Below are 24,336 nucleotides of genomic sequence, written 5' to 3' on the forward strand. Positions count from 1 at the left end.
ATGAATGGATTTAAAAATATAGTATCCGGAATTCTTTTACTGCTCGTCTCTGGCTTTAGTTCGGTTATCGCACAAACGACCACCACCGTTAAAGGTACTGTTACGGATAGCCGTACAGGGGCACCCTTACCTTTTGTTAACGTATTTATTCCGGGCACTTCAATAGGCACTGGCACTGATGCTGATGGTAAATATCAGCTGGAGGTTTCTATCACAAGAGATAGTATTCGTTTTGCTTACATGGGGTATAAGAACATCACCAGAAAGATCAATCCTGGTGTGGTTCAGACCATCAATATTCAATTGGAAAGTACGGCCAAGACGCTGAACGAGATTGTCATTAAAAAGAAAAAAGAGCGTTATCGTAACAAGGATAACCCGGCTGTGGAGCTGATCCGCCTCGTGATCGAGAACAGGGATAAAAACCGTATGACCCATTATGACTATGCACAATACAACCAGTACGAAAAACTGGAGTTTGCGCTGAGTAACCTCTCTGAAAAGATTAGCAACGGTCGATTGACCCGTAAGTATAAATTCATTTTTGAGAACCAGGACACTACCAAGTTTGCAGGCAAATCTATTCTGCCTATCTACCTGGAGGAAAAACTGGCCGATGTTTACTATCGCCGCGACCCGGAGAAGAAAAAGACGATTGTGACAGGCGATAAGAAAGTGAGCTTTGAAAACTTTATCGATAACAGGGGCCTGAGCCAATATCTGAACCATATCTACCAGGATGTGGATATCTATGATAACCAGATGATGCTGTTCACGAACCAGTTTCTGAGTCCGATAGCTAACTCTGCGCCTACTTTCTATAAATTCTATATTGCTGATACCATTGTGGCGCCGGATAGCACCAGGTTGATCAAACTTGAATTCTATCCCCGCAATAAAAGTGACCTGCTGCTGGAAGGTGAACTGTTCATTACCCTGGATGGTAACTATGCTGTACAGAAAGCAGATATGACAGCAAACAAGGAAATTAACCTGAACTGGGTAAGAGATTTCCACCTGTATTTTGATTTTGAAAAGACTCCCGACGGTCGTTACTATACCAACAAGCAAACGCTGATGGCGGACTTCGGGATTTTCAAAGGCAGTAGCGGGATCTATGGTGAGCGTACCGTATCAATCAAGGATATGGCGATCAACCAGCCAAAGCCTGCAGAGTTCTATAATGGTGCTTCTGTTGTGGAAGATGAGAAAACGGTGCAGCATGGAGAAGACTTCTGGGTTCAGAACAGGCATGATTCCCTGTCAACGGCGGAATCAAAAGTATATTCCAATATCGACAGCCTGCAGCACATGAAATCTTTCAAGCGTACAGCTGACCTCCTTACGCTGTTGCTGGCCGGTTACAAGCAGGCAGGTCCTTATTTTGAAATAGGTCCGGTAAATACATTCTATAGCTTCAACCCGGTAGAAGGATTTCGCCCCCGTCTTGGTGGCAGATCTACTCCAAGGCTGAGCAAGAGCATCTATGTTGAAGGTTATGGGGCATATGGTTTAAAGGATGAGAAATGGAAATACTACTTCGGCGGTGCATATGCCTTTAACCATAAGTCTATTTATGACTGGCCTGTAGTAGCCCTGAAGGCAAACTATCAGCATGAAACCAAGATTCCGGGCCAGGAATTGCAGTTCGTTCAGGAAGACAACTTCCTGCTGTCTTTCAAACGTGGTAATAACGATAAGTGGCTGTATAACAAGATCTTTAACCTGACTTTTATTCAGGAGTTCACCAACCACTTCAGTTACCAGGTAGGATTTAAACATTGGATCCAGACACCAGCTGGTAGTCTGGCATATTATAAAGGAACAGAACCGAATACACCTGTTACCGAATTGACGACGGCAGAGTTTAGTACGGAACTGCGCTGGGCTCCTAACGAAAAGTTCTACCAGGGTAAGAGTTTCCGTATTCCGCTGCCAAATAAATATCCCATCTTCACCCTGAGAGGTATAGCAGGCGTGAAAGGAATTGCAAACAGCCAATACAACTACCAGAACCTGACACTAAATGTTTACAAGATGTGTTACCTGGGAGTGCTGGGATTTAGCGAAGTCGTACTGGAAGGTGGCAATATTTTCGGCAGTCACCTGCCTTATCCATTGTTGACCATCCATAGAGCGAACCAGACCTATGCTTACCAGTTGGAAAGTTACAACCTCATGAACTTCCTGGAGTTTGTGAGTGATCACTATATAGGATTAAACATTGACCATAACTTTAATGGTTTTATCTTTAACAAAGTTCCGCTGTTGAAGAAATTGAAATGGCGTGAGGTACTGGCTGGTAAGATTATATATGGTGGTTTACGTCAGGAAAATAATCCTGCCAACAATCCTGACCTGATTCAGTTTTCAAAATATACTGACGGTTCATCATTTACATACACACTGGGCAGAGAACCTTATATAGAGGGTAGTGTGGGCATTTCTAACATTTTTAAACTGGTGCGTGTGGACCTTGTAAGAAGGTTTACTTATCTGGACAATCCTGGCGTATCTAACTGGGGTATCAGAACACGTGTACGGTTCGATTTTTAACAGTGAGGTTAAAAAGTCTGAGTATGAAAAAGTCATTGAGAGACAAGTTACAGCAACTGATCTATTTGATTATCAATCCAATTGTGAAAGGATTGATCAAAATAGGCTTTACGCCTAATATAGTGACCCTGGTAGGGTTCCTGTTGAACATTGGCGTGGTGGTCATCTTTGTGACCGGCGTGCAAAAAGGCAACAGGGGAGACCTGTCGTATGTAGGATGGGCCGGTGCACTGACGCTCTTTGCAGGTCTGTTTGATATGCTGGACGGCCAGGTCGCCAGACTGGGTAATATGGGTTCCAGGTTTGGTGCATTCTTCGATTCCGTTCTGGATAGATATAGCGAGATGGTGCTGTTCCTGGGTATTTGTTACTACCTGGTAGGCCATCATTATTTCCTGAGTTCCATGGCCGCATTTGTAGCTATGATCGGTTCTATGATGGTGAGCTATACCCGTGCCAGGGCAGAAGGCCTGGGCATAGAGTGTAAGGGTGGCCTGATGCAACGTCCGGAACGTATCGTAGTGATCTCAGTTTCAGCTATCGCCTGCGGTATTGCCTCTCATTTTATCGGGGGCGATTACAAACTGTTTGTACCAGGAATTCCTTTCCATATTTTTGAAACCATTTCTATCTTTACATTCCCGCTGTTTATTATGGCGGTCATGACGAACATTACTGCTATCGGCAGAATGCGCGATGCAAAAGTAGCGCTGGACAAACAGGACCAGGTAACCAGGGTGATCAGAGGTGCAGCAACTACTGTAAAGGTATTACTGGTAGCTGCCATCGTAATTTTGCCAACCATGGCCTTTACCTCCGGTGAACCTAACTTTCCTGTGCCAAATGTGCCCAGACAGTTATTCTATATCCAGCGTACACCAAACAGCAATACGATTGTATATGATCTGAATATCGTTAATGGTAAACTGGATGCAGATGAACCGGTAAATGTTTACTGGATTCGCTATGCAGATGGAGGGGAGAAGAAGCCACTGAACTTCATACAGCGTAAATTTGCATACGGAATCAAAGTGAAGGACCTGGGACAGGGGAAATATGAATTACATTCCGTAGCTTATGCCAAAAAGGACCTGTACCTGATGAAAGCTGCCGGGCAATCTGACTACCATGTGTATGCAAAGATTGGTAATTCCATGGCTGTACTGGACCGTATTTACATTGAGATCGATGGTGGTACATTCTGGCATCCGAATGTGCTGTACATTGAGCTGAAAGGTAAAGACATGGCCACCGGTAAGGAAGTAAAGGAGCAGATCAAACCTTAAGGCAGTAAACACCACACATATAATAGATTTAGAGTGATGAAAAAGCAATATGTTTCCAATTCAACGGAGTCGGTACCCATGTTTAAGAATGGGCTTCTGGAGGCATTATCCAAGGTACATTTCAGTGTGCCACTGATCCTGTATATTCCAGTGATCAGTTATGTATGTTATTATGGATTGACGCATACAGATGCAGGCGTTACGGTGTTCCTGTTATCAGCATTGGGAGGTCTGTTTTTCTGGACTTTGACGGAGTATGTATTACACAGATTTGTATTTCACTTTGTGCCCAAATCCAAATGGGGACTGAGGTTACATTTTATATTTCATGGTGTGCATCATGATTATCCAAACGATGCATTGCGACTGGTATTGCCACCTTCGGTGAGCGTGCCATTGGCGTTGGGATTTTTCTACCTGTTCAGGGCAATCATCCCTGTCAACTACCTGTATGGTTTCTTTGCCGGGTTCATGACGGGATACCTTTTCTACGATATTTCCCACTACGCATTACACCATCTGAATTTTAAGAACTCCTTCTGGAAGAAGCTGAAAAAGCACCATATGAAACACCATTATCAAAATGCTGATAAAGGTTATGGTGTGAGTTCCGCTATATGGGATCGGGTGTTCGGATCAGATTTTCCTCAAAAAGAAGAACATCAATAAGGGAAGTGGAGACGAACAACAAGACACTCTTCGGACGAAAAGACATCATATTTACTACACTTGCAAGTATAGCCTACCTGTTACTTTCTGCCCTCCTGGTTGGCTTCAAAACCGACCAGGTGTGGCTGATTGCCATATTCAACGGTTGTTATTATGGCTCCTGGATCAGTCGTAGGTTCATTATAGGATTTTCCATTTTTTTAGTTTACTGGATCATATTCGACTATATGAAGGCCGCGCCGAACTACATGTTCTTTAAGGTGCATATAGCGGATATCTATGAATTTGAAAAGCATCTGTTTGGTATTCATGAAGGCGCTAAAATACTGACCCCAAATGAATACTGGCTCACTCATTCACAGTCCTGGATCGATGTGATGACGGGAATCTTCTACCTGTGCTGGGTACCGGTGCCACTGATGTTTGCCGTATATTTATTTACTACAGACAGGCTGGCGCTCCTGCATTTTGCTGCTACCTTCTTTTTTGTAAACCTGTTGGGTTTTGTAATCTATTATACTTTCCCGGCTGCGCCACCATGGTATGTACAGATCCATGGATTTGAGTTTATACCAAATACACCAGGCAATACAGCGGGGCTGGCACGTTTTGATGCCTACTTTCACGCAAATATTTTCCATTCTATTTACAGCAAAGGCTCGAATGTATTTGCAGCTATGCCTTCATTGCATTCTGCTTACCCATTGATCGTGCTGTATTATTCCAGGCACCATGTAAACCGTTTCTTCCAGCTTGTATTTGCAACTGTAACGGTGGGTATCTGGTTCGCTGCGGTATACCTGAGTCATCACTATGTAGTGGATGTAATAGCAGGTATTACCACTGCTACTGTTGGTATCTTCATTTACAGGAAGTTCCTGATGAAGGCAAAGTTCTATGACAGGGGCATACAGTGGTTATACAGTTTCGTACGTGGGTAATTTGCGGAGCAACTCATCTACTTCATTTCCATATTTACGGTCGAAATAATAGCGCTTGGCTGTAAGGAGCATGTCCCTGGCGGCCGCGATATTCTTTTGTTTGGTGTACAGTATGCCCAGATTCCTGTAAGCATATGCATTGCCTTTGTTGTATTGCAATGACCTGTACATCAGTTCTTCCGCCTGTACGGGATGACCCAGGCGCATAAGCACATAGCCTTTGTTGTTATACGCAAAAGCACAGGATTCATCGTAGGCGATCGCCTGGTCGAAATAAGAAATTGCTTCGACAAAAAGCTGCATGTGTATGCAGGTAAAGCCAAGACTGTTCAGCAGTTCAGAAGATCCCGGATTGAGGGAAAGTGCATAACTATAGAGTTGCAGGGCACGATGGTGATTCCCCATTTCACTATAACAATGTGCTATTTCGGCAATGACACCTGTATGTGCACTATGTTTTTCCAATACCTTCTCGTAGTAAGGAAGCGCCTGTACAAAGTTGCGCTCTGCCCTGTAAGATACCCCTGTTAACCAAAGCGTATTTACATGCTCCGGGTCTATGTGCAGGATGTACTGGCAGAGGGTACGACACTTTTTACCTTCGTTGTATTGCAGGCAGGATTGTGCTTCCCTGAAGTATTTCTCAATAATTTGTTTCTTCTTTTTTGCGCTGTACAGCCAGTGGAGGAAAGGGTAGTACCTGGCCATAAAAGGCAGCCTGATACCCGGCGTGTGCAGGGGAATATCCTCCTGTATATTTCTTTCTGTCTTAATAATGTCTATGTACGAGGCATATACAATGCCCAGGGATTGCAACTTATATTGACAGCGGTTTTCTATCGTTAAAATGGAGAGAATGATGTGCTGGGGGCTTAAATGCTTGTCACCCAGTCTTTTCTGGTAATAAACGGCATTTTCCAGCATCCTTTCCGCTTCTGCGGTAAGGGGAAGGGTATCCTTATTCGGTTTTTCTCCTCCCTTTTCCCAGGAGAGGGATTTGAGCCAGAAGATCATTTTTTCGCGGTCGGGGGTATCGATGGCGATATCACTGGTGCAGGTTTCGAGAATGCCTAATAGGAGCAGTTGACTATCAATGTAATAGAGATTCCGTTCCAGAGAAAAGTTCCTGGCATAGGCAAACACGGCTGATAATTCATAGGACGGCGCAAGCATTCATTCAACTTTGAGTACATATCAAATTTAAAATAAATGAGGCATATTACGAACCGCTTTATAATTGCAGCAAACCGTACTTATATAAGGTATTGACAGGCTTATTGTCCCAGAACAATTCGAAGTCTTCCAGCCCGGCAGCTGTATAGTTGTCCATCACTTCCTTCAATGTATAGGTCTTGCTGTTGCGAACGGATAATTGTTCGAGCATACCCGCCAGCCACTGACCTTTATCCGGTTCTATGCTGATGGTATGTTTATCTTTCTTACTCTGAAAAGTAAGGAGTGCTACTTCCCAGGTAGCACCTTTCTTGGATTTGGTAACCGTTTCTACTGAGGGAGTTCTTCCCAGCCAGACTACTTTTGCTGTAGGTTTTGCAGAAGCAAGTTCTCCCTCTTCAAGTGATTTTTGGATATAGTCAGGGGCTACCCTGGTTTTGGGTACTTTAAAATCAAACCACTTCTGCAGTGGATCGTTCAGACAAATGCCATGCATGAAGTTCAGGAGAGATTTCTTCAGGCCATAGCTGAAGGTCTCATGTTCTGCCCCTGTATCGTCTATGTGAATGATATCGTTGTTGGCAAAGGAACCAATTACATCGCTTTCCTTTTTTACATTGTATTTCTCAGGTTCCAACCCTACAGGGCTATGTGCTGTCATAGTGAACTGGTGCCAGAAAGCAGATTGTAAGATCCCCGCCTGGAACATCTGGCGTACCATTTCCAGTGAATCAATGGTTTCCTGTGCTGTTTGTGTAGGAAAACCGTACATCAGGTAGGCATGTACCATCACGCCCGCTTCAGTAAAGTGTTTATTTACCTGCGCTACCTGGGCGACTGTAATACCTTTCTGAATGAGTGCGAGCAACCTGTCAGAGGCTACTTCCAGGCCACCGGATACTGCAATCAAACCACTCTCTTTAAGCAATTGACACAGGTCACGGGTAAAACTCTTCTCAAAGCGGATATTCGTCCACCAGCTTACGTTCAGTTTTCTTTTGATGATCTCCAGTGCCAGTGCGCGCATGAGTGCAGGTGGTGCTGCTTCGTCTACAAAGTGGAAACCATTCTGCCCTGTCTGCGCAATGATCTCTTCCATACGATCACACAGCAGTGCCGCAGCAATAGGTTCATATACACGGATATAATCGAGAGAAATATCGCAGAACGTACACTTGCCCCAATAGCAGCCATGGGCCATGGTAAGTTTATTCCAGCGACCATCGCTCCACATACGGTGCATGGGATTGACTACTTCGATCGCAGAGATATATTTATCTAACAGTAAGTCGCTGTAATCAGGCGTGCCTACCTGTGATTGTTTGTAATCTTTACAGCTGGCATTGTTGATATAAGTGACCTTGTCATCCACCAGGGTGAAGGTGCGCTTCAGCTCAGTACCGGGTGTGCCGTTGATGTGGGAAATGAGTTGTTCTATAGGAGCTTCTCCATCGTCCAGGGAGATAAAGTCGTAAAATTCAAATACTCTTGGATCGGAGAGGGAGCGGAGTTCTGTATTGGCAAAGCCACCGCCCATTGCCACTTTTACCTGCGGGTAATGTTGCTTTACCCATTGTCCGCAGCGGAGGCTGGTGTACAGGTTGCCCGGGAAGGGAACGGATATGGCCACCAATTGTGGCTGTTCCCTTTCCATATGCCTGCTGAGGATATCGATCAGGATATGATCGATGTAAGTATATTCCTGCTGAAGGGCGGTGTAGAGTTCGTCAAAGCTATTCGCCGATCGGCCGAGTTTTTCCGCATAACGGCTAAAGCCAAAGTGCTCATCCACACATTCCATGATGAGATCGGAGAGGTCTTCCAGGTACAGGGTAGCCAGGTGTTTGGCTTTGTCCTGGTTACCCATGGAGCCAAATGCCCAGTCCAGGTCTTCCAGTTGGGAGAACCGGCCGGCTTCAGGGAGGAAATCCCTTTTGCACACCCGGTGGGCGATGGTAGGGTTCTTACCTTGCAGAAAAGCAACTACTTCATCAATTGTCATGATGTAATCGTCCTGCAGGGCAATGATGCGGCTGATATTTTCTGAATGAGGAACTTCCTGCTGGTTGATATGGGCAAAAAGCTTTTCCAGACCTTCTTTTGAGAATAAGGCCAGGGTTACTTCTATGCCAAGGTCAGCTTGAAAGGAGGAAATCCCCTTTGTATTCAGGAAGCCTTTCAGATAAGCTGTGGCCGGGTATGGCGTATTCAGCTGTGTGAAAGGTGGTGTAATCAGAAAAACAGCACTCATTTGAGTGCGAAATTAGGGAAACCGGGGGAAAAAACGCTGCTACCAGCAGATAGCAGCGTTTGAAGGGCTTATTGCAATGCCCTGACTACTTTGTTCGTGTAGGAAGAAACCACATTTCCTGCGTACACCATGATGCCTGCCTTAACACCTTATGCTACTTTGAAGTGTGTGACAGCTTCAGTGTCAGGAGCTTTTACAGGTTGTGTGTCTTTTTACAGGCAACAACGACTACGGACGCTGCTACTGTATACAGTAAATGTTTCTTAAACGAAGTAATCCGGGGTTATTACTGGTTGTCAACTTTTGCTTCAATAGTTGCCTGTATGGTGGTAGAAACAGCAGAAAGCAGGTCATAACCGGTGGCAGATTCAATCGCATCTACACTGGTACGATAGCTCTTCCAGTCACTGCCAATTGAGTTGTTATTCGGTGTATTAATTGCAATCACTCTGGTAGAGGTGGTGATACGACTCAGGTCGCCATTACCATTGGAAAGTACAACCACCACTTTCCAGATATTGCCTGGTACAGTTACATGAACGCCATCGATGGTGGAGACAGTTCCATTACTACCCGTGCCGCCTGTACCATAGCTACCCATGATGATGTAGCACTCGTTGCCGGCACTTACAAGGGTTCTGATGTAAGATTCAAAACCTTCCCAGGTTACCTGGTTATTGTTAGGTGCCTGAGGAATCATGTTCGTCATCAGGAAGGTCGAAGAGTTAGCAGCAACAGAAGATGTTCTGTCGCCGGAAGGGCAGTTGTGCCCACGATCAAAACCACTGCCTGAATAGCTGGTAGCATCTACCTGGTACCAGCCGGAAGGCAATGCTGTATTGGCACGAAAATCATCCTGCCTGGAGGTGCTGCCAATATCAGCGCTGTTCAGGTGCCAGCTCACCCAGTTAGGCGTACCTCTTACACTGTTGTAAGATTCAATGTAGTAGGTAGCATTGTAGAGATAGTTGGTGGTGTAGACGGAGCTGGCTACGGCACCACTTGGATTCCCTAACAGCAGGTGACTGTTATCGCCGGTAGTACCTGTGCCGCCACCGCCAGTGGATGAACCGGTTGTAACAACAACATCGTCGATGTTGATTCTGTTAGTACCGCCCGATGCCTTGCGGATAGAGAGGCGGTAACTGCCGGTTACATTTACGGTGAAGGTAGCAGTAGAGAGGGTAGTGGAAGAGCTGGTAACTGTGCTGCCTACCTGTGAATAAGAACTGCCACCGTTGGTAGAGATCCAGAGTTGCCATGTACTGCTGCCATCGGAGCCGAATACGGCGTGTGCAATGGTAATAGTAGTAGCTCCGCCGGTAGCATCGAAGTTCATAGTGAGAGAACCTGTATTCCGGATACGGGCAGACTGAGAACCATTCTTAGCATCAGTAGAGAGGATGCCAATAAGGGCATCATCAAAGCTCCAGCTACCACTGCTAAGTGTAACGTTGCCTGTTGCATAGGCTGTTTTAGTGCCAGACTCGAAAGACTCGCTTAAGGTAGTAGTGGTAGCTGCGGTAGTGGCGGCTACAGTCTTGTCCTTGTTAGCGATCGGTGTGGGTGCTTGGTCTTTCCGACAGGATACGACGATAAGTGCTGCTGCTATAATGTATAGCAGGCGTGACGACAGATGGGCTTTCATTACGTTGGGTTTTTATGAGGGTTTTACCAAACTGGAAATTTACGGTATTTAGCGGGGAGCAGCTATTGGAAGAAGGGTTATTATTTTGTTACTAAAAATATTACTAACAATAGGGGGATGCGAAAGGCATCCCCCTATTGGCACTTGTTAATGGTTTCTTCTGTTATTCCTGTTTTGTTGTAGCGTAGCAGCACGGTTATTCCTGTTGGTAGAGCGGTCAGCCTGTCTGTTAGCACTATTCGTTGCCGCTGTTTGTTTCGCTTCTTCCCTGGTGACTACACCATCAGCAGCTGTAGCCTGTCTATTCGCACTGTTTTGGGTGCGGGTCGCCTGCCTGTTTGTAGCGTTCTGGGTAGCTGTTGCCTGCCTGTTAGCACGGTTCGTCTGGGGTACAGTTTGTGCAATAGCAAAAGAGCTGATGAACATCGAAAGCAGAATAATGGTGTTTTTCATGGCTTTTATTTTTTAGCTGCTGTAAAGATCAGGGATGCAACGAAAACAGCGGCGCAGCTTTCAGGTGAAGTGTCAAAAAAAGGAGGCGAACTCTCTTGCAAAAGATGCAAAATCCCGCGCAGGATTGCCAGTCAGTTCCTCAATAACTGAACTTACAGCTGCCGCTTCTCCTCTTGCATAGTGCGCATAATCTTCCAGCAAGCCATCTGCCTGCCATTCAGGAAAACCAGCCTGTATCAATGCAGGGCGCATAGTTGCTGCAGGTACATCTACAAAGGAAATTGACTTCCCTGTAGCCTCGGATAAAAACTGTGCAATTTGTGCATGTGTAATGGCTGCCGGACCTGTTAAATCATACACTTTATTTTCATGATCCGGCTGCGATAAAGCTATCGCTGCTACTGTTGCAATGTCCCTGACATCTACCAGGCTTACCGGTGCATCACCAATGGATGCATAAAACTGATGTGTATGTTTGATTAGATCAGCAAAACCCAATAAACCCTGCATAAATAAGTTAGGCCTTAAAAAAGTGTAGGCCATACCGGATTGAATAATCTTTTCTTCAATAGCAGCATGATAACGCATGAACCGAACAGGGGAGTTTTTCTCTGCCGCAAACTGGGAAAGCTTAACGATATGTTTGACACCTGCTGCAGCCGCAGCATCTACAAAATTACTTTGTAACTGTTCCGCTTCTTCAGATGAGTTGGTTAATAGGAACGCTTTTTCCACTCCCTGTAAGGCCTTTATCAGACTATCCTTATCACTCATATCGCCAATAAGGGTGTCAGCACCTGGTATATGTTTAGGTGATCTTACCAGTGCACGAAATGCAGTTCCCTGTGCAGCCAGTTGTTTTGCGAGTGCTGTACCAATGTTGCCGGTAGCGCCTGTAATGAGAATCATAATGTTTGTATTTTTATGACTCAAAATTCTCACTTTCACAGGAGCGGGTATTGTAAGAAAACGAAATTTCAGGTGGGATTTTAACAGCTTCACAGGGAAAATCAACAGCAAACCTTTCACCTTCATGTACCTTCGGTCTATGAGCAAGATATTCATCACATTACTATGCCTGTATAGTACTATCGCCTATGGGCAACAATACGATTTCTCCGCTGTCGATAAATATATCGAAGACCACGCGGGTGTATATGATAATGGTGTGGCTGTATTGGTCACCCAAAATGGAAAGGTGATTTATAAAAAGGAATCAGGCCTGGGGGTGGATGATAAAAGACTCGTAGCTTCCTGTTCCAAATGGTTATCAGGTGCTGTAATCATGTCTTTGGTAGATGAAGGAAAATTATCCTTAACAGACACCATTGGAAAATTCCTGCCCATTTTTTCCCAATATCACAAAGGTAATATCACCATTCGCCAGCTCTTCTCGCATACTTCCGGCTTTCCTGGCAACAGCCCGGGGCGTTATGAATCCTCCGCTTTTATGACACTCGAATCAGCAGTCGATTCCATTGCTGTATACACAGACATGATCAATCCTCCGGGTACAAAATTTAATTACGGCGGTGTGAGTATGCAGGTAGCTGGTAGAATTGCTGAAATGGTATCCGGCAAATCCTGGCAGGCATTATTTAATGAAAAGATCGGGAAGCCCTGCGATATGAATGCGAATTATATTATTATGAGCTTTCGAAATCCAATGATTGCCGGAGGTGTCAGAACATCCGCTACCGACTACATACACTTCCTGGAAATGATTGTGAACAAAGGTGTCTATAAAAATAAGAGAGTCTTAAGCGAAGCAGCTATCGCTACCATGCTACAGGATCAAACCAATGGTGCAGCCATAGAAAACACACCTTATCCCAGAAATCCTTTTTCTCCACAACCTGATAAACCGGTTCGTTATGGTATCGGCAACTGGATTGATGTAGTGAGTCCTGATGGGAAGATACTTGAAACAAGCAGTCCCGGTGCCTTTGGTACACATCCCTGGCAAGACGAGGTACACCATGTAGCCGGTATCATCTTCACCAGGACAGAATTAAAAAAGAGCGCCCTTGTAAGTTTAGAAATCCGCAAGATGATCAGGGATATCCTGGATAAGAAGCCTTAACAATTTCTTAATATTAAAGGTGTTTCTTTGCCATCAGTATGCGTATTTTCTTATTGTGCTTATTATTGGCAGTGAATAGTGCATTTGCACAGGAGGCAGATCAATCGGAACAGACTACGCCCGAATTTCCCGACTCCGCCTTTTTGAAATTGAAGGAAGTTTATAGTAAATCTATTGAAGAAAAAGATCATGTCACCACTGGTGTATCACTTCAAAAGATGGGTAATATCTGTTATTACCTCGGCAATTATCCACAGGCATTAGAATATCATCTCAAGGCTGACAAAATTTTCCGGGAACAAAACCGGAAAGACCTGCTTGCGGCCAACCTGAATGATATGGGCATCTTATATTATTATAACAGGCAGAGTTCCATCGCCCGCAAACAATATAATGAGGCCTTATTAATATATAAGCAAAGCGGAGATGGGGAAGGCCTTGCTATGACCTATGGTAAAATAGGCCACTTATACGAGAAAAGCGCTAAGTATGACAGCGCCTTTGCCTACCAGCGAAAGGCATTGTCCCAATACAGCAGCCTTGCCAAGAAGCAGGGTATGGCCAAGATCTTCGAAAACATAGGCAGCATCTACGAAGACCTCTCAAATTTCGATTCTGCATATTATTACTATAGTCATGCGTATGAACTTTATGAACAGGATCGGGAAAATGTAGCCAGCATAGAAGTCTTAAACAACCTGGGCGACATTTTCCGTAAAACAGGCCGATACAATGAAGCCCTTTTACGTACCCGCCAGGCATTGCTGCTGGCAGAAAAAACCAATGACCTCTATGAAAAAGGGGCTGCCTACAGGGATTTAGGTAAGACCTACGCCCTCATGCAGCAGAAAGACAGTGCCTATTTATACGCTGAACTCTCCCGCAAGGCAACTATAGATATCTATTCCCTGGAAAATAACCGGCAGACCGCATTTCTCAGTGTCTTATTCGATATTAATAAAAAGGATGCTGAGATCATTGGGCTGGAACATACCAGGGATATTCACATTATCGTCACCATTGCTACTATTATCGTCATTATATTATTATTGGTATTAGGCCGGGTGATCCTGAGCCGGCAACGCCTGATGCACGCCTCCCAGCAGAAACTGATGCAGACGGCCCTGGAAAATAAGGAGCTACAGGAGGATAAATTAAAACAGGAACTGGAGATAAAAGGAAAGGAACTGGCTTCCAATACCCTCCACATGATCCAGAAAAACCAGCTACTGGAAGAACTGAAGGGGAAACTGGAGTTGATGGCCAGAGATGACAGGCGTGACCAGAAGAAACAAATCCAACAGGTACTCCAACAAATCAATGTAAGTTTTAATCACGACGAATATTGGAATGAATTCCGGGATGTATTTGAACAGATCCACCAGGATTTCTTTGCCAACCTCCGGAAGAAAAAAGAAGATCTTAGTTACAATGACGTGCGTTTAGCTGCCCTGATCAAACTCAATATGAACTCAAAAGATATGGCCACTTTGCTGGCAATATCCCAGGATAGTTTGAGAGTGGCCCGTTACAGATTGCGTAAAAAGTTGGGTTTAGATGAGGGTGAAAGCCTGTCAGCTTTCATTCATTCTCTTTAAAAAGGGACTTATTTAAAAGTATTCTTCTAAATAGAGTTTATTTCAAACATCTAAATCTGCTACACTCCTGCGTACGGTAACAATTTGTTAATGTACAATGTAACGATTGATTTTCAGTAGTTTAACACACCTTGTTGCTGTCTTGTATACGCTCCTGTTAACGCTGTTACATTTTGTTTACGCCTGTTTTTCGGTTTCAAATATGCCTTTTTCCAACTTGCAGCAGCTTTTAAAACTGCTACAATGAAGCGACAATTCTTTCTTTTTATCATGCTGAATGTTGGGACACTTTCAGCTTTTTCTCAAAAGGTCAACCTGAGCGGTCAGGTTATTGACCAACTTTCCGGCGACCCTTTATCAGGTGCCAGCATCACCATCGAAGCCGAAGGAAAACAACAATCTGTAGTTTCCGGCCTGAATGGCTCCTTCATTTTTAGAAACCTTCCTGGAGGTACTTACCCTGTACATGTAAAATATGTAGGATATAAACATTTCTCAGGCACCCTATCAACCGGTGCGCCGCTGAAAGTAGCTTTGGAAAAAGAAGAACGCTCGCTCCATGCCGTAGACATCTCCGGCAGGCATGATAAAACGACTGCCGCTTCCGCAATTCAGGCCGACAGAAGGGCCAACGTTGTGATGAACTCCGTTGCTGCCAGAACTATCGAAATCTCTCCTGACCTGTCCGTAGCCAACGTTTCTCAGCGTATTTCAGGCGTTTCCCTGGAAAGAAGCACCAATGGTGAAGGTCAGTACCCAATCATCAGGGGGATGGACAAACGTTATATTTACACCCTCGTAAATGGTATCAAGATCCCCAGCCCTGACAATAAAAACCGTTATGTACCACTGGATATCTTCCCTGCTGACCTCCTGGACAGACTGGAAGTAATCAAATCCCTCACACCCGACAGGGAAGGTGATGCAATTGGCGGTGCTATCAATATGGTGATGAAAGATGCACCTAATCAACTCAGCATCCGCGCAAATGCAGCTGTGGGGTATGCTGATAAATTCGCTCACCAGGACTTCACCACCTTCGATCACAGTGCAAGCCAGGACCGTTCTCCAAGAGCTACCAATGCTGCAGGCTACCAGGCTACCATGAAGGACTTCCCTAACAATGCTTTCACTTACAATACCAAACATAACCCAATCAATACCCTCTTCAATCTCTCTGCCGGTGGTCGGGTATGGAAAGATAAACTGGGGATCATCGTAGCAGGAAGCTACCAGAATAACTACCGTAATGTAAATGCTGTATTCTTCGATACTGAAACAGACATGAACAATGGCGATGCGAAAGTAACCAGCATCGAATCCAGGAATTACTCCATCCAGCAGCAACGTAGTGGCATGCATACCAAATTTGACCTGAAACTGAATGATAAGAACCAGGTCAAATTGTATGTAGGCTATATGAACCTGGCTAAGAATGAATTCAGAAGCAAGTCAGACACCAACCTGATCCTGGGCCGTACCGGCGAGGGAACCGGCCGTATCAGCAACAGCTACCGTACTTACCACGACGTACAGCAGATCTTCAACACCACGCTGAGTGGTAACCACGAGATCGCTCCACGCCTGCATATGGATTGGTCAGCTGTATTCAGCAAGGCAGCCGACAACAGGCCTGACGAAGCGACCCTGAGTCTCACCACCGGTGTAAGCAAAGATGCTACTACCGGTGCATTGGTACAGGCTCCTCTTTACCTGGATGGTACTTCTACCCGCGAGTTCACCCGCAACTCAGATCAGGACAAAGCAGGCTACCTGAACTTCACTTATAAAACAGATCTCGCAGATGCAAAGGTGGACTGGTCTGTAGGTGGTATGTACCGCAACAAAACCAGGACCAGCACTTATGATGAATACACACTGCGCCCTACCGATCCAAGCACACAGACTTACGACGGTAATATCAACCACAACAATTTCACAGTCTTCAATGGCGAAGGTACTGCTACCAATGCACTGAACTATGACGCTACTGAAAATGTAGGTGCTGCTTATGCAATGGCAAAGATCACCTGGCGCAAATTAGAACTGACAGGTGGTGCACGGTATGAGCACACAGACCTGAGCTGGAACAGTGCAGTGCCTAAAACAGTTTCCGGCAAAACCGGCGCTATCAATTATTATGATGTGTTGCCAAGCGGCCTGCTGAAGTATACTATCGACAAACACCAGGCACTCCGCTTATCTTATTATTCTGCTATCAGCCGGCCTAACTTCTATGAAGTCATCCCTCATACAGGTGGTGATCCCGATGCCGACTACCAGGAGAAAGGAAATGCTAACCTGAAGAGAACGACTGCTGACAACTTCGATCTCCGTTACGAATATTATCCGCATGGACTGGACCAGGTACTGGCAGGTGTATTCTACAAGAGACTGAACAATCCTATTGAGTATGCGCTGGAGAATGTGGGTACCAATGTATACTACATGCCGGACAATTTTGGTAAAGCCAGTAACTACGGTTTCGAACTGGATGTAACCAAATACCTGCGCAGGTTTGGGGTAAGAGCAAACTATACTTATACTCACTCAGCCATTACTACTGCTAAAACTTTATACTACAGCACCGGCACAGGTACATCCCAGAAGCAGGTGGATCAGACACGACCATTGCAGGGGCAGTCTGCACATGTGGCAAATGTATCACTCCTGTTCAAGGATGACAATAAACTGGGTCTGAATGCGCAACTGGCATTGGGTTATACCAGCCGAAGAATCAACACCGTATCTCAGTTCCTGAACAACGATATCTGGCAAAAAGGTTTTGCACAAATGGACTTCTCCATCGAAAAGAGCTTCTGCAAGCGTTTCGCCGTGTATGCCAAGGTGAACAACATCCTGAACACACCTTATGAACTGGAGATCAGGCAGCCTTATACTGCAAGCGGTATTACAGGTAGTGTGCCTCACCAGACACTGGGCAGGAACACATTCGTTCGCAAAGATACCTATGGCGCTAACTACCTGCTGGGTGTAAAATTCAAATTATAAGAACAACAAAATCCGACTACCATGCAAACTAAAAATATATTGCTGTTAGGTTTACTGGGACTCGCTTTCAGTGCCTGTCATAAAGAAGAATCCGTAAAGGTATCTACAGCTGCAGTAACTGTAGGCCAGACCATTACCTCCGATACATTGTCCGGTTCTGTAAAAGGTACACTGCAATCCGGCCATACTTATTATTTCAGCGCTGATATTACCATCAATGCCGGTGATACCCTGCTGATGCAGGAAGGAACCAGGCTGATTGCCCTCGGTAATGGTAAAACCACTGCCACCAGCCCTCAGATCACTAATAATGGTACCTTCATCAGCCTGGGTACACAGGACAAAAATAATTTCATCACAGTACCGGATAGTCTCCGCACTACATCAAATATCGGTGCGGGTTTCTGGGGTGGTATCCAGTGTGGAGAGAGTAGTGGTGATGTGATCATTAAATGGACCCACATGGAGTTTGCCGGTGGCCCTGCCGGTGATGCGGCTGACCCTGCAGTGTTTGCTGCTGGCGATCCGCGCAATTTCCTGAGCTATACCAATATCAATGGCCATGTGATTGTAGAAGATTCATGGTTCTATGGCAGTACAGATGATGGGATCCGTATCCTGCATGGTAATATCAGTTTTATGCGCAATACCTTCGAAGCCTGTGGTAAAGCGGGTGGTGAGTCGCTGAACATGAAAGCAGGTACCGTAGGTGATGTCGCCTACAATGTATCAATCGGCGCTGCTACCAACTCATTCAAAGTTTCTAATAGTGGTGGTGCCACAGTTCAGACAAATGTGTATGTTTACAACAATACTATCCTGAATGGAGGTATGCGCCAGGTGAAGTCAGGTCGTGGTGGTTCTATCAACTATGAAAAAGGTGCGCAGGGTAAGGTCTATAACAACATTATCGTAAATTGTCGCTTTGGCCTGAGAATTACTTCAGATGCAGATACTACACACATTGCGTATAATAACCAGTATTATTATGCCAATGCAGATTACATGATCAAACAGTTCAGGTCAACAGATGGTGTAGGCAGGGCAGCAAGTGCAGACATCAGCAGTGCATCAGTAAAAGATAAGAATCCGATCTTTGGTTCTTACGATGTTGACCAGTTTGATTTCTCTACAGTGACCCCGCCACTGGATATCTCAAAGATGCCATTGACCATCATCACTGCGCAGTCTTATAACTGGACATTATTGCCAGGTTCTCCAGGTCTGAGAAAGGGTGACGCAGATAGTTTCCAGGCACAGGCAAAGGTAACAAGCGGCGGTACATATGGTGCTACTATTCTTCAACCGGGTGTGGATATGGGGGCTTATCAGTCTGATGGTACCGGCAACCAGCACTATTCTTCCAGTTTAGCTTCTAAATAATGAGCATGTATAAGATCGTATTCTTTTTATTGTTGAGTGTGACCGCTGTAGGGCAGAATTATACAGGAACGAAAACCCCTTATCCGTTTAAGCAGGCAGATTATACACCTGTGCCAAAAGGATTCAGCGCTGCATATGTGAACTATACAGGCAGACATGGTGCACGATTCATGACGAAAGCAGGAAGTGATGTAAAGTTGCTGGCATTACTGAATAAGTCGCAACTGACAGCCCTGGGAGATAGTATCAAAGTTATGACTGCACACTTCCTGGAAATAGAAAAAGACAATTACGAAAATATCAGTTTACTGGGCGATGCAGAACAGCATGCAATAGGCTCGCGTTTACGCGAAAGACAAGCAAGTGCTTTTAAAGGCCGTGGCCTGTCAATTGCAGTAACGCATAAGAAAAGAACAAGGCAGAGTGCAGATGGTTTCCTGAAAGCATTTGCAGATTACAAAGGAAAGAAGGAGTTTAAAATAGTGCAGGACACAAATGAAAATGTACTGCGGTTTTATGATCTCTCGCCGGCGTATGAGGCATATAAAGATGGGAAGGTCATCGCCATAAGAGTGGATTCATTGCGAAATGATCCGCGTAGCCAGAAGATCGCATCTGATATCAGTAAAAGATTATTTAAAACAACCTTACCTGAAAAAGATCAGGCAGCGGTAGCTGAATGGCTGTATGACCTCTACAGCATCCAGTTCTCCCTGGTCATGGAAATGCAGCAAGCCAATGTGCATTTTGATTTCGGAAAAGCTTTTACAAAGGAAGACCTGCAATGGCTGGATAAAATAAACAGTGCCGCTGATTTCCTGGAGAAAGGTGCAGGCCTGGATACCTTAGGTATACAATCAAGGATCGCAGCTCCGCTGTTATTGGACCTGGTTACTTCAACTGATGCCCTCATCAGAGGAAAGTTGAAAAAAGATGCGGTACTAAGGTTCTCGCATGCAGAAGCGATTGCTCCATTGGCGACTCTCATGGGTATTCCTGAAGCAAGCATGCCATCCGCCAGTATTTATGATTATGATAAGTACTGGAAAGCAGAGAATATCATTCCTTTGAGTGCAAATATCCAGTGGGTTATTTATAGCAATGGGAAACAATTCCTCATCAAAGTTCTGTTGAATGAAAGAGAAGTGGCCCTGCCGGTAAAAACTACTAACTACCCCTACTATAAATGGGAAGAGGTGAAAACTTATTACTTATCTAAATTGAAAAAGATAGGAGTGAAGCCAGGTGACGATATGCATAAATACCTGTTAAATGTAAAATAAGCGTTCGCACTTAAACCCGCGACAAAAAATGCTTCTGCCACAGGTGGAAGCATTTTTTTTGTTATTTAAATTCAATTCCTATATTTGTGTAATAATTACATTATTATCTACCTATGACCTAGTCATGTGATAACCCATTAATAACAATTTAGAGGACAATATAATATATGAAACGACATCTATCTGCCACTGTATCACTATTGTTATGGACTTTGTTTGTCAACGCCCAGGATAAGGATACAATAACCCAAAAGAAACTGGATGAGGTAGTCATCTACAAGGCCAATACTATCACGCCCGTTACCTATCAAAACCTGGATATGAAAGTCATTGACCAGAAAAACACCGGTCAGGAACCTTCATTCCTCCTCTCAGAAACTCCTTCCATCACTGTATATTCTGATGCCGGCTCCTACCAGGGCTATTCCTATTACAGGATGCGTGGTATGGACCAAACCCGTATCAATACCACCCTCGATGGCATGCCGCTGAATGAACCGGAAGACCAGGGGGCTTATTTCTCCAACTACCCTGACATCCTTAACTCTGTCAGCAATATCCAGATCCAGCGCGGGGTAGGTACATCCAAGAACGGGGCTGCCAGCTATGCCGGCAGTGTTCAGCTCTTTTCGCCGGATCTCCATGATACTGCAAAGGTGACTATCGGTGGCGGCTATGGGTCTTACAACAGCTATCGCCTCTTTGGAGAATACCAGACCGGTATTAAGCATCACAAAGCCCTCTATGTACGTGCATCGAAAGTCTACACAGATGGGTATAAATACCATGCTGCCAATAACTCCCAATCCATCTTTGTGAGTGGTGGATTATTCTATGATAAAAGTACCTGGAAGCTCAATATTATGGCTGGTCATCAAAAGAACGACATGGCCTGGCTGGGTGTCGCTGACACACTCATTGCAAAAGACAGAAGAACAAATGCTAATCTTCCCGATGAAAAAGATCACTTCTTCCAGGGCCTGGTGCAGTTACAAAATATCTGGCAGCCTGCTGCTCACGCAACTATCAGCTCCAGTGTATACTATACTTACCTGAAAGGTGGTTATGGCTTTGATGTCAACAACTATATAGGCCTTCCATCAGAAGGCTACCTGTTTGATTATAATTTCCAGTCACACTTTGTAGGTTTATTCAGTAACTATACCTTGTCAAAAGATCATTTTAAATGGACTACCGGCATTCATGGTAATCTTTACAACCGTCGCCATTTGGGAACTGACAATGTAGAGGGAGAACTCTATCGCAACAAGGGATATAAGAATGAATTAAGTGCTTTCAGCAAGATAGAATATTACCTGAACCGCTTCACCCTGTATGCTGATCTGCAATACAGATGGACTACCTTCGATTACAAAGGCAGCGTACCATTCAACGAAATGCACTGGCAATTCCTTAATCCCAAAGCGGGTGTAAACTTCGCTGTGAATAACTACACCAGCCTGTATTACAGCATTGGCCGCACTGGTCGTGAACCAACCAGAAACGATTTATTCGCTGGTAATGACGACCTGCCTGCTAACAGTACTTTTAATCAACAGGCAGAATCTGTTGTAGACCAGGAGCTGGGCATCAGGGTCAATCATAAACGATTCAACTTCCAGTTGAACGGCTACTATATGAACTTCAGCAATGAAATCGTATTGAATGGCAAGATTGGTCCGAATGGTTTACTGCTCACAGACAATGTAAAGAGCAGCTACAGAACAGGTATAGAACTCAACGCTGATTACCGGTGCCACGCTTTCCGCTTCAGTAACAACAGCTCTTTCAATCACAGCCGTATTAAAGAAAAGAGTACCACATTCAGTCCCATTCTTACTCCCCGGTTCATTATTAACCAGGAAGTAGGATACCAGTACCGGAAACTTGGACTGGCAGTATCCGGCAGGTACCAGGATCGGTCTTACCTGGACTTCGCTAATACCAATACTATCAAAGGCTACGTTTTAGTGAATGCCAGGGCAGAATATACCCTGGGTGGCTGTACGCTTAGCTTCTTTGTGAACAATATTACCGGCGCTAAGTATTACAACAATGGTTATGTAGAAGCAGACGGTACCCGTAAATTATTTGTGCAGGCACCGGCTAATGTGTATGCAGCCTTTAAATACAGCTTTTGATGAACTACCTGGATATCAACCATATTGCTTTTACCATAATGGGGTACCCGCTCAGTTATATCGAACTGTTGGGCACCCTGTCCGGCCTTATCTCCGTTTATTATGCCTCCAGGGGGAATGTGCTCACATGGCCCACCGGCATTATCAACGAGACAGCATTGGCTATCTTATTTTACCAGGTGCAATTGTATGCAGATATGTTGCTGCAGGTATTCTTTTTTGCAGTCACTATTTTCGGATGGTACCACTGGAAGAGTAATAAGGCGGACGTACCCATCACAAGACTCAGTACAAGCACCCGGCAATGGTATATCTTCAGTCTGCTGGCCGGAACCTTATTGTTAGGAACATGTATCAGGAACCTGCCTCATTGGCTGCCTGCATATTTCCCGCATCCGGCGGCTTATCCATATGTAGATTCTTTTGTAACAGTAGCAAGCATCCTGGCAACAATATTGCTCGCAAAGAAACAACTGGAAAACTGGATCTGCTGGATAATCGTAGATGTAATTAGTGTAGGACTATACCTGGTCAAAGGAATTAATTTTTTGTCAATAGAATATGTCATCTTTTTAGGACTCGCATCCTGGGGATTGTGGCAGTGGCATAAAAAATTGAGGTATGCGTAAAGCATTTGTATTTGGGAAGTATATGCCTTTTCACAAAGGTCATGAGGCAATGATCCGATTTGCCCTCACAAAATGTGATTTCCTGTCAGTATTGATTTGTGTCAGTGACCAGGAAACCATGCCGGCTGTGTTGAGAAAATCCTGGCTGGATGAAACATTCAGACAGGAACAACGGGTAGAAATCCTGACTTATCATTATGATGAAAAGATCCTTCCCAGCACTTCAGTAACTTCCGCAAGTGTATCCGAAGTATGGGCAGCAGCTTTCAAAGAATTATTCGCTGATTACAGCATCCTGGTTACCTCAGAACCTTATGGTGAACTGGTGGCAGGTTTCATGGGCATTCAGCACATTCCCTTTGATCCTGAAAGAAAACGCTTTCCGGTTTCTGCTACCATGGTGAGGAATAACCTGGACCTGGCATGGCCTTACCTGCCTGACAGTGTAAAAGCAACTATGATGAGAAAAGTGGTGATCTTAGGTACGGAATCCACCGGTAAGACCACCCTCACCGGCAGACTGGCCAGGTACTTCAACGCAGTGGCAGTAATGGAAGCCGGCCGTAATATAGTAGAAGACTCCAACGATTTCAGCATGGATGATCTGTATACTATTGCCACTGCACATGCCCGGAATATACAGGCTGCTGATGCTCCCTTAATCATCGTAGATACAGACATTCATATTACCATTTCTTATGGGGAATATGCATTCGGACAAACAATGCAGGTCGAAGAAAATACCTTCGCAATAAATAAAGCAGATCTCTATTTGTACCTGGATAATGATGTACCCTTTGTGCAGGATGGCACCCGTATGAATGAAGCGGCAAGAAATGAACTGGATCTTTCACACAGGAATGTGCTGGAAAAATATGGCGTTAATTATGAACTGATCAGTGGTGATTGGGAAGAACGGTTTGAGCAGGCTGTAGCATTAATAAATCGCCTTGTAAACTTTCGTTCACAAGGCGCAAACTTTTCAAGCGTCACACACAGTTAATAGAACAAACTGTGGGGCAGATGTGACCGCAACTGGAATTACTGGTGGCATCTTTTACATTGTTGTTTCCTTTAGCTTGATTGTCAGTGGCTAAGCGGGAGATTTTAAGCTTGCCCAGCCGGAGTTTTTTTGAATGGTTCTTTTTCATAAAATAATGGATATTTTGATATACAGAAGATAATGCATTTTCACATGAATAACAAAAGGGCCGGCTTATGAAGCCGGCC

The 24,336-nt window shown here is 44.7% G+C and carries 17 protein-coding genes; 12 read left to right on the plus strand and 5 right to left on the minus strand.

Annotated elements, in window-relative coordinates:
* Genes DXN04_RS04245 through DXN04_RS04260 form a run of 4 tightly spaced genes read left to right on the plus strand, consistent with a single transcriptional unit; the run spans position 1 to position 5,452 of the window.
* A complete protein-coding gene (locus DXN04_RS04245; protein ID WP_116852040.1) occupies positions 1-2,556 on the plus strand; it encodes a DUF5686 and carboxypeptidase-like regulatory domain-containing protein in 2,556 nt (851 codons plus the stop codon).
* A gap of 23 nt (positions 2,557-2,579) precedes the next feature.
* Complete coding sequence (locus tag DXN04_RS04250) at positions 2,580-3,842, plus strand: DUF4833 domain-containing protein (RefSeq protein WP_116852041.1); 1,263 nt, start codon at positions 2,580-2,582, stop codon at positions 3,840-3,842.
* Between the two features lie 36 nt (positions 3,843-3,878).
* Positions 3,879-4,511, plus strand: a complete 633-nt coding sequence (locus tag DXN04_RS04255; protein ID WP_116852042.1) for a sterol desaturase family protein — start codon at positions 3,879-3,881, stop codon at positions 4,509-4,511.
* 5 nt (positions 4,512-4,516) lie between these two features.
* On the plus strand, positions 4,517-5,452 hold the full coding sequence (locus tag DXN04_RS04260) for a phosphatase PAP2 family protein (RefSeq protein WP_233525513.1): 936 nt from the start codon (positions 4,517-4,519) through the stop codon (positions 5,450-5,452).
* Here the strand turns inward: DXN04_RS04260 and DXN04_RS04265 are convergent.
* The 5 genes from DXN04_RS04265 to DXN04_RS04285 all read right to left on the minus strand — a co-directional run bounded on the left by DXN04_RS04265 (position 5,429) and on the right by DXN04_RS04285 (position 11,886).
* Entirely contained in the window at positions 5,429-6,625 is a 1,197-nt protein-coding gene (locus DXN04_RS04265; protein WP_116852044.1) for a tetratricopeptide repeat protein, read from the minus strand. The two genes, DXN04_RS04260 and DXN04_RS04265, sit on opposite strands and share 24 nt — an antisense overlap.
* 58 nt (positions 6,626-6,683) lie before the next feature.
* Positions 6,684-8,876, minus strand: a complete 2,193-nt coding sequence (locus DXN04_RS04270) for a B12-binding domain-containing radical SAM protein (protein WP_116852045.1) — start codon at positions 8,874-8,876, stop codon at positions 6,684-6,686.
* A 286-nt stretch (positions 8,877-9,162) separates the two neighbouring features.
* Positions 9,163-10,524, minus strand: coding sequence for a DNA/RNA non-specific endonuclease (locus DXN04_RS04275; protein ID WP_116852046.1), 1,362 nt, complete (start codon positions 10,522-10,524; stop codon positions 9,163-9,165).
* Positions 10,525-10,671: 147 nt separating this feature from the next.
* Complete coding sequence (locus tag DXN04_RS04280; protein WP_116852047.1) at positions 10,672-10,977, minus strand: hypothetical protein; 306 nt, start codon at positions 10,975-10,977, stop codon at positions 10,672-10,674.
* A 72-nt stretch (positions 10,978-11,049) separates the two neighbouring features.
* A complete protein-coding gene (locus DXN04_RS04285) occupies positions 11,050-11,886 on the minus strand; it encodes an SDR family oxidoreductase (protein WP_116852429.1) in 837 nt (278 codons plus the stop codon).
* Between the two features lie 139 nt (positions 11,887-12,025).
* On the opposite strand from DXN04_RS04285, the gene DXN04_RS04290 reads away from it, so the two are divergent.
* The 8 genes from DXN04_RS04290 (at position 12,026) to DXN04_RS04325 (ending at position 24,109) form a co-directional block, all read left to right on the plus strand.
* Positions 12,026-13,060: a serine hydrolase domain-containing protein gene (locus tag DXN04_RS04290; RefSeq protein WP_158568839.1), complete on the plus strand. Its 1,035-nt coding sequence runs from the start codon at positions 12,026-12,028 to the stop codon at positions 13,058-13,060.
* Positions 13,061-13,098: 38 nt separating this feature from the next.
* A complete protein-coding gene (locus DXN04_RS04295; RefSeq protein ID WP_116852049.1) occupies positions 13,099-14,658 on the plus strand; it encodes a tetratricopeptide repeat protein in 1,560 nt (519 codons plus the stop codon).
* A 243-nt stretch (positions 14,659-14,901) separates the two neighbouring features.
* Entirely contained in the window at positions 14,902-17,670 is a 2,769-nt protein-coding gene (locus DXN04_RS04300) for a TonB-dependent receptor (RefSeq protein ID WP_116852050.1), read from the plus strand.
* 21 nt (positions 17,671-17,691) lie between these two features.
* Positions 17,692-19,053, plus strand: a complete 1,362-nt coding sequence (locus DXN04_RS04305) for a hypothetical protein (RefSeq protein ID WP_116852051.1) — start codon at positions 17,692-17,694, stop codon at positions 19,051-19,053.
* A gap of 5 nt (positions 19,054-19,058) precedes the next feature.
* The gene (locus DXN04_RS04310) at positions 19,059-20,336 is read left to right on the plus strand and encodes a histidine-type phosphatase (protein ID WP_158568840.1); all 1,278 of its coding nucleotides are present in this window, start codon (positions 19,059-19,061) and stop codon (positions 20,334-20,336) included.
* 167 nt (positions 20,337-20,503) lie between these two features.
* A complete protein-coding gene (locus DXN04_RS04315; RefSeq protein WP_116852053.1) occupies positions 20,504-22,477 on the plus strand; it encodes a TonB-dependent receptor in 1,974 nt (657 codons plus the stop codon).
* On the plus strand, positions 22,477-23,106 hold the full coding sequence (gene pnuC / locus DXN04_RS04320; RefSeq protein ID WP_116852054.1) for a nicotinamide riboside transporter PnuC: 630 nt from the start codon (positions 22,477-22,479) through the stop codon (positions 23,104-23,106). The genes DXN04_RS04315 and pnuC overlap by 1 nt, the downstream gene beginning before the upstream one ends.
* Positions 23,099-24,109, plus strand: coding sequence for an AAA family ATPase (locus DXN04_RS04325; protein WP_116852055.1), 1,011 nt, complete (start codon positions 23,099-23,101; stop codon positions 24,107-24,109). Before pnuC ends, DXN04_RS04325 begins: the two co-directional genes overlap by 8 nt.
* Positions 24,110-24,336: the final 227 nt, after the last annotated feature.

It is taken from the genome of Chitinophaga silvisoli, from assembly GCF_003412465.1.
Classification (GTDB): domain Bacteria; phylum Bacteroidota; class Bacteroidia; order Chitinophagales; family Chitinophagaceae; genus Chitinophaga; species Chitinophaga silvisoli.

Coding starts and splice junctions, on each gene's coding strand:
- DXN04_RS04245 (WP_116852040.1), top strand. CDS start 1: ATGAATGGATTTAAAAATATAGTATCCGGAATTCTTTTACTGCTCGTC.
- DXN04_RS04250 (WP_116852041.1), top strand. CDS start 2,580: ATGAAAAAGTCATTGAGAGACAAGTTACAGCAACTGATCTATTTGATT.
- DXN04_RS04255 (WP_116852042.1), top strand. CDS start 3,879: ATGAAAAAGCAATATGTTTCCAATTCAACGGAGTCGGTACCCATGTTT.
- DXN04_RS04265 (WP_116852044.1), bottom strand. CDS start 6,625: ATGCTTGCGCCGTCCTATGAATTATCAGCCGTGTTTGCCTATGCCAGG.
- DXN04_RS04270 (WP_116852045.1), bottom strand. CDS start 8,876: ATGAGTGCTGTTTTTCTGATTACACCACCTTTCACACAGCTGAATACG.
- DXN04_RS04275 (WP_116852046.1), bottom strand. CDS start 10,524: ATGAAAGCCCATCTGTCGTCACGCCTGCTATACATTATAGCAGCAGCA.
- DXN04_RS04280 (WP_116852047.1), bottom strand. CDS start 10,977: ATGAAAAACACCATTATTCTGCTTTCGATGTTCATCAGCTCTTTTGCT.
- DXN04_RS04285 (WP_116852429.1), bottom strand. CDS start 11,886: ATGATTCTCATTACAGGCGCTACCGGCAACATTGGTACAGCACTCGCA.
- DXN04_RS04290 (WP_158568839.1), top strand. CDS start 12,026: ATGAGCAAGATATTCATCACATTACTATGCCTGTATAGTACTATCGCC.
- DXN04_RS04295 (WP_116852049.1), top strand. CDS start 13,099: ATGCGTATTTTCTTATTGTGCTTATTATTGGCAGTGAATAGTGCATTT.
- DXN04_RS04300 (WP_116852050.1), top strand. CDS start 14,902: ATGAAGCGACAATTCTTTCTTTTTATCATGCTGAATGTTGGGACACTT.
- DXN04_RS04305 (WP_116852051.1), top strand. CDS start 17,692: ATGCAAACTAAAAATATATTGCTGTTAGGTTTACTGGGACTCGCTTTC.
- DXN04_RS04310 (WP_158568840.1), top strand. CDS start 19,059: ATGTATAAGATCGTATTCTTTTTATTGTTGAGTGTGACCGCTGTAGGG.
- DXN04_RS04315 (WP_116852053.1), top strand. CDS start 20,504: ATGAAACGACATCTATCTGCCACTGTATCACTATTGTTATGGACTTTG.
- pnuC (WP_116852054.1), top strand. CDS start 22,477: ATGAACTACCTGGATATCAACCATATTGCTTTTACCATAATGGGGTAC.
- DXN04_RS04325 (WP_116852055.1), top strand. CDS start 23,099: ATGCGTAAAGCATTTGTATTTGGGAAGTATATGCCTTTTCACAAAGGT.